The organism is Streptococcus infantis (assembly GCF_047464615.1).
Lineage (GTDB): Bacteria > Bacillota > Bacilli > Lactobacillales > Streptococcaceae > Streptococcus > Streptococcus infantis_Y.
On record NZ_JASHBO010000002.1, the window covers coordinates 116,646 to 129,739 of the forward strand.

General features: G+C 40.5%; 16 protein-coding genes. 4 read left to right on the forward strand and 12 right to left on the reverse strand.

Annotated features, from left to right (window positions below):
- Positions 1-22: 22 nt before the first annotated feature.
- The 5 genes from QM450_RS01900 to QM450_RS01920 all read right to left on the reverse strand — a co-directional run bounded on the left by QM450_RS01900 (position 23) and on the right by QM450_RS01920 (position 6,317).
- Positions 23-949 (reverse strand): aldo/keto reductase, encoded by a 927-nt coding sequence (locus QM450_RS01900; RefSeq protein ID WP_414319494.1) that lies wholly within the window; start codon positions 947-949, stop codon positions 23-25.
- Positions 950-1,051: 102 nt separating this feature from the next.
- Entirely contained in the window at positions 1,052-3,049 is a 1,998-nt protein-coding gene (gene metG, locus QM450_RS01905) for a methionine--tRNA ligase (protein ID WP_414319495.1), read from the reverse strand.
- Between the two features lie 134 nt (positions 3,050-3,183).
- Positions 3,184-4,443, reverse strand: coding sequence for an ABC transporter permease (locus QM450_RS01910; protein WP_414319496.1), 1,260 nt, complete (start codon positions 4,441-4,443; stop codon positions 3,184-3,186).
- A gap of 1 nt (position 4,444) precedes the next feature.
- On the reverse strand, positions 4,445-5,146 hold the full coding sequence (locus QM450_RS01915) for an ABC transporter ATP-binding protein (RefSeq protein WP_045763774.1): 702 nt from the start codon (positions 5,144-5,146) through the stop codon (positions 4,445-4,447).
- Complete coding sequence (locus QM450_RS01920; protein ID WP_414319497.1) at positions 5,130-6,317, reverse strand: efflux RND transporter periplasmic adaptor subunit; 1,188 nt, start codon at positions 6,315-6,317, stop codon at positions 5,130-5,132. The genes QM450_RS01915 and QM450_RS01920 overlap by 17 nt, the downstream gene beginning before the upstream one ends.
- A 240-nt stretch (positions 6,318-6,557) precedes the next feature.
- On the opposite strand from QM450_RS01920, the gene gor reads away from it, so the two are divergent.
- Both gor and QM450_RS01930 read left to right on the forward strand, forming a co-directional pair.
- Positions 6,558-7,904: a glutathione-disulfide reductase gene (gene gor / locus QM450_RS01925; protein ID WP_075231923.1), complete on the forward strand. Its 1,347-nt coding sequence runs from the start codon at positions 6,558-6,560 to the stop codon at positions 7,902-7,904.
- Between the two features lie 336 nt (positions 7,905-8,240).
- Positions 8,241-8,780, forward strand: coding sequence for a biotin transporter BioY (locus QM450_RS01930; protein WP_075231924.1), 540 nt, complete (start codon positions 8,241-8,243; stop codon positions 8,778-8,780).
- Between the two features lie 57 nt (positions 8,781-8,837).
- On the opposite strand, the gene QM450_RS01935 is transcribed toward QM450_RS01930, so the two are convergent.
- Positions 8,838-9,053, reverse strand: coding sequence for a YdbC family protein (locus QM450_RS01935; protein WP_000807425.1), 216 nt, complete (start codon positions 9,051-9,053; stop codon positions 8,838-8,840).
- A 99-nt stretch (positions 9,054-9,152) separates the two neighbouring features.
- Here QM450_RS01935 and QM450_RS01940 point away from each other — a divergent pair, with 99 nt between their 5' ends.
- Positions 9,153-9,473 (forward strand): hypothetical protein, encoded by a 321-nt coding sequence (locus tag QM450_RS01940; RefSeq protein ID WP_414319498.1) that lies wholly within the window; start codon positions 9,153-9,155, stop codon positions 9,471-9,473.
- Positions 9,474-9,503: 30 nt separating this feature from the next.
- Here the strand turns inward: QM450_RS01940 and QM450_RS01945 are convergent, their stop codons facing one another.
- The 6 genes from QM450_RS01945 to rpsP form a co-directional block, all read right to left on the reverse strand.
- Positions 9,504-9,842 carry an ATP cone domain-containing protein gene (locus QM450_RS01945; protein ID WP_001196044.1) on the reverse strand — a complete coding sequence of 113 codons (339 nt, stop codon included), beginning with the start codon at positions 9,840-9,842 and terminating at the stop codon, positions 9,504-9,506.
- A 12-nt stretch (positions 9,843-9,854) separates the two neighbouring features.
- Entirely contained in the window at positions 9,855-10,574 is a 720-nt protein-coding gene (trmD, locus tag QM450_RS01950; RefSeq protein WP_414319499.1) for a tRNA (guanosine(37)-N1)-methyltransferase TrmD, read from the reverse strand.
- Positions 10,564-11,082, reverse strand: coding sequence for a ribosome maturation factor RimM (gene rimM, locus QM450_RS01955; protein WP_414319500.1), 519 nt, complete (start codon positions 11,080-11,082; stop codon positions 10,564-10,566). Before rimM ends, trmD begins: the two co-directional genes overlap by 11 nt.
- A 71-nt stretch (positions 11,083-11,153) precedes the next feature.
- Positions 11,154-11,489 carry a MazG nucleotide pyrophosphohydrolase domain-containing protein gene (locus QM450_RS01960; protein ID WP_414319501.1) on the reverse strand — a complete coding sequence of 112 codons (336 nt, stop codon included), beginning with the start codon at positions 11,487-11,489 and terminating at the stop codon, positions 11,154-11,156.
- A 42-nt stretch (positions 11,490-11,531) separates the two neighbouring features.
- Positions 11,532-11,771 carry an RNA-binding protein KphA gene (gene kphA, locus QM450_RS01965; RefSeq protein WP_000379617.1) on the reverse strand — a complete coding sequence of 80 codons (240 nt, stop codon included), beginning with the start codon at positions 11,769-11,771 and terminating at the stop codon, positions 11,532-11,534.
- Between the two features lie 19 nt (positions 11,772-11,790).
- Positions 11,791-12,063 (reverse strand): 30S ribosomal protein S16, encoded by a 273-nt coding sequence (gene rpsP / locus QM450_RS01970; protein WP_000268760.1) that lies wholly within the window; start codon positions 12,061-12,063, stop codon positions 11,791-11,793.
- Positions 12,064-12,242: 179 nt separating this feature from the next.
- Here rpsP and QM450_RS01975 point away from each other — a divergent pair, with 179 nt between their 5' ends.
- Positions 12,243-12,776 (forward strand): hypothetical protein, encoded by a 534-nt coding sequence (locus QM450_RS01975; protein WP_414319502.1) that lies wholly within the window; start codon positions 12,243-12,245, stop codon positions 12,774-12,776.
- Positions 12,777-13,094: the final 318 nt, after the last annotated feature.

Sequence of the window (13,094 nt, forward strand, 5' to 3'; positions counted from 1 at the left end):
TGATAGGATAGCGTTTTTGTCTCTACGGCAAATCATTCCCTGCTGCTAGGTAAATCTCATACCATTCTTTTCGAGTTAGGTTGACATTGCTTGCTTGGCTTGCTTCTATCAAATGTTTAGGGTTAGTTGTTCCTACTACTGCCTGCATCTTAGCTGGATAGCGTAACACCCAAGCAATAGCAATAGCTGATGGGCTCACACCATATTTTAAGGCTAATCGATTTAGGACTTGGTTTAGTTGTTTGAACTTCTCGTTGCCGACAAAATTCCCTTTGAAATATCCGAACTGCAAGACTGACCAGGCCTGAATAACCATGTCGTTTAATTTGCAGTATTCAAAGACGCTACCATCACGCACAGCTGCCTTGTCACCTTCCATATTGACATGGAAACCTGATTCAAATCCTGGCGTGAAAGCTGCGCTTAGCTGTAATTGATTGATAGATAAAGGTTGTTTGACCTCTTTCTTCAGTAATTCCATCATCATGGGATTTTGGTTGGAAACACCGAAGTCTCGAACTTTACCTGATTTTTGTAGAATATCAAAAGCTTCTGCCACTTGGTCAGCTTCCATTAGGGCGTCCGGACGATGGAGAAGCAAGCTATCTAGATAATCAACCTGCAATCGTTGTAGAATCCCATCAACTGACTCTAAAATATAATCTTTTGAAAAATCAAAATAGGTAAATTCTTCTATACGAATGCCACACTTGGACTGAATCCACATCTTTTCTCGCAGATCAGGACGATTGTTTAACACTTGACCCAGTAATTCTTCGCAACGACCTCCACCATAGATATCTGCCAAGTCAAAGGCATTGATTCCTACAGATAGGGCTGTTTCAACCAATTCCTCCACTTCTTTAACCGATTTGTCACTGATTCGCATCATTCCGAGGACGATTTCGGACAATTCTCTTTTCTCTTGACCAAGTGGAATGTATTTCATGGCAATTTCCTCCGTTTTTCTTCATTATAAAGCAGAATGACACTTTTATCAACTGATACCTTACAAAAGAAAAGAACCAGCTCAAACTGGTCCTTTTAAATCTTAGCCAATCACACTTCCGTTTGGTACAGCTGGGTCAACTGTGAGAAGGGTTAATTTGCCATCATGTTCAGCTGAGAGAAGCATACCTTGGCTGACATATTTTTTCATCATTTTACGTGGTTTAAGGTTGGCAACGATTTGTACTTTCTTGCCAACCAATTCTTGTTCGTTTGGATAGAATTTTGCAATACCAGACAGGATTTGACGGTCTTCACCATCACCAGCATCTAGGCGGAATTGAAGCAACTTGTCAGAGCCTTCCACTTTAGAAACTTCTTTGACTTCAGCAACACGAATTTCAACCTTATCGAAGTCTTCAAACTTGATTTCTTCCTTGTTTAGTTTGAGTTCGACTTCGTCTGGATTCCATTCTTTTTCGACGGCTGGTTTGTTGCCTTCCATTTGTTCCTTGATATAGGCGATTTCTTCTTCCATATCCAGACGTGGGAAAATTGGTGTTCCTTTATCAACTACTGTTACTCCTGCAGGGAAATCAGCCAAGCTCAAGTTTTCAAGGCTAGAAACTTCTGCGAGACCAAGTTGAGTCAAGACTGCACGACTGGTTTCCATCATAAATGGTTCAATCATGTGAGCTACGACACGAAGGCTTGCTGCCAAGTGACTCATAACACTGGCCAATTGGTCACGATGAGCTTCATCCTTAGCCAGTACCCATGGAGCTGTCTCATCGATGTATTTGTTGGTACGTGAGATAAGAGTCCAGACTGCTTCAAGGGCACGTGGGTAGTCAACTGCTTCCATGTAGGTATGGTAGTCGGCGATTGATTGTTCTGCCACTTGAGCAAGAGCATTGTCAAAGTCTGTCACACCCTCTACGTAAGCAGGGATTTGCCCATCAAAGTACTTGTTAATCATAGAAACCGTACGGTTGAGGAGGTTTCCGAGGTCATTTGCCAATTCATAGTTAATACGACCTACATAGTCCTCTGGAGTGAAGGTTCCGTCTGAACCAACTGGAAGGCTACGCATGAGGTAGTAACGAAGCGGATCTAGACCATAACGTTCTACTAGCATTTCAGGATATACGACATTCCCTTTAGACTTAGACATCTTGCCGTCTTTCATGACAAACCAACCATGGGCAATCAAACGGTCAGGCAATTTGATATCCAACATCATAAGAAGGATTGGCCAGTAGATTGAGTGGAAACGAAGAATATCCTTTCCTACCATATGGAAGACAGTTCCATTCCAGAATTTATCGTAGTTAGCATGATCCTCTTGACCATAACCAAGAGCTGTCGCATAATTGAGAAGGGCATCAATCCACACATAGACAACGTGTTTTGGATTTGATGGGACTGGTACACCCCAGGTAAAGGTTGTACGAGAAACCGCCAAGTCTTCCAATCCAGGCTCAATAAAGTTTTTCAACATTTCATTGAGACGTCCATCAGGAGTGATGAAATCAGGATGTGATTTGAAAAATTCAACTAAACGATCTTGGTATTTGCTGAGGCGAAGGAAGTAAGACTCTTCTGAAACCCATTCCACTTCGTGACCTGATGGAGCGATACCGCCCGTTACATTGCCAGCTTCGTCACGGAAAACTTCTGCCAGTTGGCTTTCTGTAAAGAATTCCTCATCTGAAACTGAATACCAACCAGAGTATTCACCCAAGTAGATATCATCTTGAGCAAGCAAACGTTCAAAGACTTGAGCTACTACTTTTTCATGGTAGTCGTCAGTTGTACGGATAAATTTATCATATGAGATATCCAATAATTTCCAGAGTTCTTTAACTTCAACTGCCATACCGTCAACATAGGCTTGAGGCGTGATACCAGCTTCTTCAGCTTTCTGTTGAATCTTTTGACCATGCTCATCCAAACCTGTCAAATAAAAGACATCGTAGCCCATAAGGCGTTTGTAGCGAGCTAAGACATCACAAGCGATGGTTGTGTAGGCAGAACCGATATGAAGTTTACCAGATGGATAGTAAATCGGCGTTGTAATATAAAAATTCTTTTCAGACATAATATTTCCTTTCCAGGCAAATGAAACCTGTTTTTCTAACACTTCATTATATCATATTTTGATGATTTTCGATAAGGAAATCCATACAAAAACAAGATAGACTAATGTCCATCTTGTTTTTCCTGTTGATTATCTTATTCATAGCGAAGTGCTTCAATCGGATCAAGTTTAGAAGCCTTATTGGCTGGTAGAACACCGAATATCATACCGATGCCAGCTGAGACAGCTAAACTAAAGAGAGCGATTGGGATGGATACGCCAACTTCGATTCCTGCAATCATGTTTTGAAGAAGGACACCTGCAAGCATAGTCACCCCTGCAGCCAGCACAAGACCGATGACCCCTCCTAACAAGGTTAAAATCATGGATTCAATCAAAAACTGAACCAGAATATTAGCCCGTGTAGCTCCCAGTGCTTTTCGTAGACCAATCTCGCGGGTACGCTCTGTCACTGAAACAAGCATAATGTTCATAACACCAGTACCACCGACAAAAAGGGAAATCCCTGCAATAGCACTAATAATCGTTGTTATGAAGCCAAAGAGTTGTTGAACTTCTTGGAAGGCGGCAGATGCATCTGCAACCTGATATTCCCCTTGTTGAAGACCTGCAATCTCTGTCATTCTTCTTGCCAACTCTGGTCCCAAGGTCTGGGTTAAGCTAGTATCATTGACACGGAAGACAATATTTGAAATCTCATCTGTATTAAAATTAGCTGCTAAGGAAATATTGGTCGTGATTGGTAGTCCTCCGACTCCAAAGGCTTTGACTGCCTTGGCTTCTTTACTTGCATAAACACCAATCACACGGTAACTGATTTCATTTACTTCAACAATTTGGTTGAGGGCATCCTGTGCGGAACCAAAAAGGCTATTGGCTAGTTCTTCATCTAGGATAATCACACTTGCGAAATCCTTATAATCTTGCGCTCTAAGGCCACGACCTGCAATGATTTCATTTTCGACCGCATCCATATAGGTGACATTCCCACCCGTCATGTTAGCGTGTTCGACCTTTTTATCCTTATAAGTCAAGGTCACATTGGCTGAGTTGGTCACATAGTAGCTATCCACTCCCTTGAGCTTAGCAGCTTCCTTGACCCATGCTTCTTGAGGTTTTGGTGGTTCAACAAAATTTTCTTCTTGACCACCAGACAAGGTCAATGCAGATTGTCTTTGTGTAAATGAACCGTCCTTACTCTTTGTAGGTGAGAAAAAGACATGGATATCTTTCTGGGACTTGGTCATATTTTTATTGGCCTGACGAGACATAGAGTCGCCCAAGGCCATGATAACGACAACGGAGGATACACCGATGATAATCCCGATCATGGTGAGGAAGGAACGCATCTTGTGGGCCATAATGGATGAAAAGGCAAATTTCAGATTCTGCATCTTAGTTTTCCTCCTTTTCTACTAGACCACTATCAGACGAAATGACACCATCTCGGATGACGATTTGACGTTTGGCATAAGCAGCGATTTCAGGCTCATGCGTAACCATGATAATGGTTTTTCCTTCTTTGTTTAATTCAACCAAGAGTTGCATGATTTGATTTCCTGTTTTGGTATCAAGTGCCCCAGTAGGTTCATCTGCCAAGATAATCGAAGGGTTATTGACCAATGCACGCGCAATGGCAACCCTTTGCTTCTGACCACCTGACAACTCCGAAGGTAAATGATGGCTACGCTCGGTCAGTTCAACCTTTTCCAGATACTCTTCTGCTAATTTGCGACGTTTTGAAGCTGAAACTCCAGCATAAATCAAGGGCAATTCTACGTTTTGAAGAGCATTGAGCTTGGACAAGAGAAAGAATTGTTGAAAGACGAAGCCGATTTCCTGATTTCGAACCTTGGCTAATTGTTTTTCACCCAAACCAGCTACTTCTTTTCCATCTAGAAAATACTGCCCACTTGTAGGGGTATCTAACATCCCAATGGTATTCATGAGGGTTGACTTTCCAGAACCAGATGGTCCCATGATTGCTACAAATTCTCCCTCATGAACTTCTAGGTTAATATTCTTGAGGACTAGTAGTTCTTGATCACCATTGCGATAGCTACGACAGATATTTTTGAGGCTAATTAGTTGCTTCATCAGTCTTCACCTCTTTTCCTTCTTGCAAGGAAGCTGTCGGATTACTGATGACTTTTGCTCCATCTGTCAGACCAGATGTGATTTCTTGATTTTCTGCATCTGCATTGCCCAATCCAACTTCAACTTTTTTGGCCCTTTGATTTTCATCAAGGATCCAAACATAGTTTTTATCTTCTTCCATGACTACGCTGGTGATCGGAACAATCAATGCTTTGCTAGTGCTTTTCACTTCAACACTGACTGTAAAGCCCTGTTTCAAATCACCGATTTCACTAGTTACATCGACTGTATATGGATATTTAGAACCTGTGTTTGAAGCAGCTAAGCTACTACTTGCTTCACTGTTATTTTTTGGATAATTTGAAATATAGCTAATCTTACCATTCCAAGTTTTATCTGGATAGACCTTAGAAGTAAAGGTGACTTCTTGGCCTACAGATAGATTGGCAAGGTTGTACTCAGAAAGCTCTCCCTTGACCTGCAAGTTATCGTTACTTACGATATGAACCAAAACTTGACTATTTCCTGTTGGAGATTTTGAAACGTTACGATTCACTTCAACAACTGTTCCCTCCACCGTACTCAATATCGTAGCAGCATTCAACTGGGCTTGGGCTTTTTCGAGTTGTGCTTCTGCATCTGCACGCACATCACGAGCATCGCTGATTTGAGAATCAATAGCAGCTGTGGCAGAACCGGATGACTGAGCTGGCGCTTGTCCAGTTGCTCCTTCTAGACCTGCTTGCGAAAGGCTAGGTGTTGCTGCGGCGGTATTACGTGCATCGTTTAATTCATTGATATGACGGTCAGCTTTAGCTACAGCACGACTGGCAGCATCATAGGCAGCCTGGGCTTCTGTGCTACTATACTTGACAAGAGCCTGTCCTTCGCTGACCTGATCTCCAACAGAAACCAAGACCTCGTCCAAGTCACCCTTACTTGCATCATAATAGATGTATTGTTCATTCTGAGCAGTAACACTCCCCGATAGGAGAACTGAAGATGCCACAGACCCCTCTTTAGCAAGGACAATCTTAGCAGTTTCATCTTTTGCTGCATCTTGATTTGGTTGTCTTAACAGAAGAACAGCTGCTGCTCCCACTACAAATACTGACGCCACTCCAATAGCAGTAAATAAAGGCCATTTCTTAGCTTTTGACTTTCTTTTCATAGCAATACCCCTTTTATAAATATATATATTAAGATTATAGCACATATCCTAAAAATGGACAATTTATTTCTTATTATCCAAAAACATTTGCTAAATCTTTTATTGTTGTATTAGTTATATAATACACTTTCTTTTTTATTTTTGCAAGCATTTTCTTAAAAATTTTTAAGCGTAGCAGATTTTTGCATTGACCTCCAAAAAAAGATAGAATATGACTAGAAAACAACAAAGGAGCTTTCTATGAGAGAATACGATATTATCGCCATTGGAGGAGGTAGCGGGGGTATTGCTACCATGAATCGTGCTGGTGAACATGGTGCTAAAGCGGCAGTTATTGAGGAAAAGAAATTAGGTGGAACCTGTGTCAATATTGGCTGCGTTCCTAAGAAAATTATGTGGTACGGAGCTCAAATCGCAGAGAGCATCCACAAATATGGACCTGACTATGGTTTTACAAGTACTGGTATTGAATTTGATTATTCAAGGCTTCGTAAAAATCGTGAAGCCTATATTGATCGTGCTCGCTCTTCTTATGGTGGAAGCTTTAAGCGTAACGGAGTTGATTTGATTGAAGGACGCGCCGAGTTCGTTGATGCTCATACTGTTAGTGTCAATGGAGAGTTGATCCGAGCTAAGCACATCGTGATTGCGACTGGGGCACATCCTCATATTCCTGCCATTCCTGGTGCTGAACTAGGTGGTAGTTCTGATGATGTCTTTGCTTGGGAAGAGTTACCTGAATCTGTAGCCATTCTTGGGGCAGGTTACATTGCTGTCGAATTGGCTGGCGTGCTCCATACCCTTGGTGTGCAGACAGATTTATTCGTCCGTCGCGAGCGTCCGCTCCGTGGATTTGATAGTTATATTGTTGATAGTCTAGTTCAAGAAATGGAAAATACTGGATTAAACCTCCACACCCATAAGGTTCCTGCTAAACTTGAAAAAACTGAACAAGGCACTACCATTCATTTCGAAGATGGTAGTACTCATACTGCCAGTCAAGTTATCTGGGCAACTGGCCGCCGTCCAAACGTTGAAGGACTCCAGCTAGAAAAGGCAGGCGTTACCCTCAATGAACGCGGCTTTATCCAGGTTGATGAATACCAAAATACTGTCGTTGAAGGTATCTACGCTCTTGGAGATGTCACAGGCGAAAAGGAACTGACTCCTGTCGCTATCAAAGCTGGGCGTACACTCTCTGAAAGACTTTTCAATGGAAAAACCAATGCAAAAATGGACTACACGACTATTCCAACTGTTGTCTTCTCACACCCAGCTATCGGAACAGTCGGCCTGACTGAGGAAGAAGCCATCAAAGAGTATGGACAAGAAAACATTAAAGTTTATACTTCAAAATTTGCTTCTATGTATTCAGCAGTTACTAGTCACCGTCAAGAAGCACGCTTCAAGCTCGTTACAGCTGGTGCGGACGAAAAGGTCGTTGGCCTTCATGGTATCGGCTACGGCGTCGATGAAATGATTCAAGGCTTCGCAGTTGCTATCAAGATGGGCGCTACAAAAGCAGACTTTGATGCTACAGTCGCTATCCATCCTACAGGTTCAGAAGAATTTGTGACTATGCGTTAATACAAAAAGAGACCATCACGGTCACTCAGATTGAAGAAAAAGCCTATTTTGGACTATTTTCTTCAATCTTTTTCTTTTACTAGAGCAAATTATAAAACACTTAAAAATAGCATCCCATCAGGATTCCTAATAATTTTCACTATATGGTAGCCAAGCTCTATAAGGCTAGTCTTTTTATTACGGATAAGATTTACCTGTGTTTTGAAAACTCTCTTGGCCTCCGGTTCTCTCTAAATCGACCGCCACAAATTTGTAACCTTTGTTTTTAAAATAGGTTGACAATTGTGTTTCTTAAAGTATAATAGTTACTATAAATTACAAAAGAGGTTAACTATTATGAAAAAAGCACATATTTACGCTATTCCAGCTATCGGGGCTGCTCTGATTGCAGTATTAGCCCAAATCAGTATCCCAATTGGACCTGTACCATTTACTCTGCAAAACTTTGCTATCGGACTCATCGCTACTGTTTTTCGACCTAGGGAAGCTGTTCTCTCTGTTGGAATCTATCTCTTACTGGGTGCCATTGGTCTTCCTGTCTTTGCTGGTGGAGGAGCTGGTTTCCATGTTTTAGTAGGACCAAGTGCTGGTTATCTTTGGTTTGACCTAGTCTATGCAGGACTTGCATCTTATCTAACACACACAAATAGTGGTGTTGTACGTATTTTCCTAGCCAATCTCTTGGGTGATTCACTTGTTTTTGTCGGTGGTATCCTCAGCCTCCACTTCCTCGCTGGTATGCCTTTTGATAAGGCACTGGCTGTCGGTGTCATTCCCTTTATCATTCCTGATCTTGCAAAAATTATTGCCATTAGTTTTATCGGACGACCACTCCTTCAACGTCTTAGTAATCAACCCTACTTTTCACATAAATAAAGAAAGGAGGTCGGGAATTTTCTCCCAACCTCCTTTCGTATGTTTTTATATGATTGCTTATTGATTCTTAAAGGCATCGACCATCACTTGAAACTCCTCGTTTGAGAGGGTGATTCCTTTCCCCATCTTAGTGTGGTCTGGACTCCAAGCACGAATGTCAAACTTTGCTGGTGCTCCATTAAAGCTGACACGATTGATTTCCTTGGTCCAACCTTTTTCATTCTCTGAGAGCGTAAGTAAGTGTTCTTCGATTTCAAATGTAAATTCTGCCATTGTATTCTCCTTTTGATTGTCTTCACTTGATTATTCGTAAAATCTTGTAGATTTTTTAAAAATTGTATATAATAATGATATTAAAGAAGGGAGGCTCTGATGAAAGATTTATTTAAACACGTTCAACAAAAAGTGCAAAATTTTCTCAATGGACGAGCTGAACCTGACCACTCCAAAACTGACTCCCTGACAGCTACCATTAAAGAGGCAGTCCTGAAAAAAACTGCTGTCCACATTATTTTTTCAGATACAAGTTTTACAGGGGATATCATCAAATTTGATACAGACCGCCAGCAAATTATCGTTAAAAATTTTGCAAAAAATGTGACCCGCATTATTCGAATCCCAGATATTCGAAAAATAAGTTTTGTTCCCTCAACTGTCCAAACTGCCCAAAAAAATCGATTTAAGAAAGAGTGAGATGAGTTTTCTTCATCTTACTTTTTTCTATTAACGAATTTGTTCAAAATGAAGGTGAACAGCAATGTGTTCCCCGTAACCACTTCTCTCTAAATCCCGTTGCAAACGGTAAGAGATATAGTGTTCAGCGATAGTGATGTAACCTGCACCAAGCAAGCGATGTTCAACCATTGATTGAATCATGCTGATTGTCGCACGCTCCACTTTTGCCTCTTCTAGATCCAAGACAACTTTCTTAGTTACCTGAGCTAGATTTTGACGTAAATCATCTGTCAAAACATAAACCGTTTGAGCAGCTTTGAGAATGGCTTGATAGATTTTATCTGGATCAAAGTCGGCAACTTGTCCATCACGTTTAATGACTTGCATAGGCTTCTCCTTTTAATTTGTATTTTCTTTAATGTCTGCTAACATTTTAGCTTCTTCTGCTGTTAATTCGTAATGTTCCAACAAATCTGGTCTACGCTCATAAGTTTTTTTGAGACTTTCATAGAGACGCCATTGACGAATATTCTCATGGTGCCCACTCATAAGCACTTCTGGAACCACCATCCCACGATAATCATAAGGACGTGTGTACTGAGGATATTCGAGGAGCCCAGATGAGAAGCTATCATCTTGGTGACTGGTTTCCTTCCCAATTACTTCTGGTATCAAGCGAACCGTCGCATCAATCATGGTCATTGCTGCCAGTTCTCCACCAGTTAGAACATAATCACCGAGAGAAATCTCATCTGTTACCAAGGTCTTAATGCGTTCATCATAGCCCTCGTAGTGACCACAGATAAAGATGAGTTCCTCTTCTTGGGCTAAATCTTCAGCATAGGCCTGATCAAACTGCTTACCAGCAGGATCCAAAAGAATCACGCGCGGATTCTTCTTTTGAATAGCATCAAAGGCATCAAAGATTGGCTGCGCACGTAGCAACATCCCTTGACCACCACCGTAGGGTTCATCATCCACATGACGGGCCTTTTCAGCATATTCACGAAAATTATGATACTGGATATCTAAAAGCCCTTTTTCACGGGCCTTTCCAACGATGGAATGTTCTAGCGGTGAGAACATCTCTGGAAAGAGGGTTAAAATATCAATCTTCATCGTCTAACCCTTCTAAGAGTTCTACATCCACACGATTATTAGGAATATCTACATTAAGGACAACTGGTGGGATATATGGTAAAAGCAGATCCCGTTTTCCCTTACGCTTAACTACCCAGACATCATTGGCACCTGGTTGAAGAATTTCCTTGATGGTTCCAATCAAGTTATCACCCTCGTAGACCTCTAGTCCAATAATCTCGTGATAGTAAAATTCACCCTCATCAAGGTCATTCAGGTTTTCTTCTGCAACCTTCAAACTGTAGCCCTTGTATTTTTCGATATCATTGATGTGATACATATCCTTAAATTTGATGATATCAAAGTTTTTATGCTTACGGTGACTTGCGATAGTCACTGTTTTAACAAATTGATCCTTCTCATCAAATAAGGCAAGCTCTGCACCTTTTTTAAAGCGTTCTTCCGAAAAATCCGTCACAGATAAGACTCTCATCTCACCTTGTAAACCTTGTGTATTGACGATTTTTCCAACGTTAAAATAGTTCATTTGATCTCCTGTGTACATTTCTCCCTTTATTTTATCACGTTCCAGGGATTTTCTCAAGTTGGAGAAAAAAGCTAGTTCTGATCTTCCGCTTCTAAATATCCTTCCAAATCTCGTTCATGGTCATACTTGATGGCTGCTTTCTTATCTTTTTCAAAAATGGTCTTGGTTAGATCTATGTCGTTGATAGCTGCGATTGCAACCGTATAATGAATAATATCAGCAAGTTCTTTAGCAAGTTCCTCATTTGAGTCCTGAACTCCCTCTTTTCGTCCAGAACGTCCATTTAAAACCTCGGCTACTTCACCAACTTCTTCAACTAGTTTTATAAAGAGCCCTTCTTCTGTTCTAGATTGCTGATAATGTTCTAGCAAATAGGCTTGTAATTGTCTAACTGTTAAATCCTTCATATCCTACTCCTAGCAAAAAAGCGAGACATCCGTCCCGCTTTTTTATTTTTCGTCAATAACGATTCTTACTTTTTTGTCTTCAGTTGGGACAGAGTAGACAATCGTTCTTATCGCAGAAATAGTGCGACCCTTACGACCGATTACACGACCCACATCGCTTTGATCAAGATCCAAATGATATTCCAAAAACTCTGGTGTATCTTCAATCTTGATAGTTAAGGCATCTGGTTGTGAAATCAAGGGTTTCACAATCGCAATAATGAGATTTTCAATCGTATCCATCTGTCAACCTACTTTAAACTTATTTTGAGAATTTAGAATCGTGGAATTTCTTCAATACGCCTTCTTTTGAAAGGATGTTGCGTACTGTATCTGAAGGTTGAGCTCCATCAGCCAACCATGCAAGAACGCGGTCTTCTTTCAAAGTTACTTGGTTTTCAGCAACAAGTGGGTTGTAAGTCCCAACTGTTTCGATGAAACGTCCATCACGTGGTGAACGTGAATCTGCTACGTTAATACGGTAGAAAGGTTTTTTCTTAGAACCCATACGAGTCAAACGGATTTTTACTGCCATTTTTAATATCTCTTTTCTTTTATTTTTTTAGTTTGGTGAAATAGCTGAGCTATTTAGCACATGTTCTATTATAGCAGATTTCTAAGAGGTGTCAAGAAAAAAACTTGACAGACTTTAAAATTTTTAAATTTTTTAGAAATTTGTTAGACTAGTAGGTATAAATTAGAAAGAGAAACTTTATGAATACTAGTCTAGAGAACATTTACAAAGATCATCAAGTCAAACCTTATATCTCTCCTGATCGTGATATAGAGGCTTGGCTACTAAATCCCAAGCCTGTTCCCAAGCGAAATATGGAATTACTAGAAGACAAGCTCCTGGCAGGAGATATTATCCTCCTCTGGCGAATTCAGTTTGGTACCTTTACCACAGAAACTTGGTTTCCTAAATACTTCGAGTACACTTATGGCATTGACGCCCCAAAACATATAGAAACGCTTGTTGAAAAAGGCTATGCTCTTGTCGAAACTGCTTTTGACTCGCTTGACCACCTAAATAGCACCATGAAAAAAAATATCCTGAAGAAGAAGGGAGTTACTGGACTTTCTAAAATGAAGGCTGCCGACTTGGATCAAGCCCTTCATGAGCATTTTTCAGAAGAGGAATTAGCTAGTCACTTTTCAATTCGCGGTTATAAACTAACTCCAAAAGGAGAACAAGCTCTCAAGGACCATCAAGCAATCATTGACCGCCATCCTAAAAAGAATCTTTAATCAACCAAGACTGGTTGATTTTTTTTGAAAACAGTTTCTTAAAAAAATCTAATCAATTCACTTACGAGAAAAAAATTTTTATGATAGACTGATTTCTAATCAAAAAGAAATGGAGACTATAATGCCTAGAAATTTTAAAGAAGCTCTTTTATTTACAACACTAATGTGTTCCATGATGGTACTCGGTATGTCTATTTGGAATCTTTTTATTGTTGGTCAACTTTCACTACATCATTTAGCCCTTGGTTACATTCCTGGTTTTGTCACAGCCTTTTTATTGGATGTCATCCTTGTTGGACCAATCGTTAAGTCAATTGC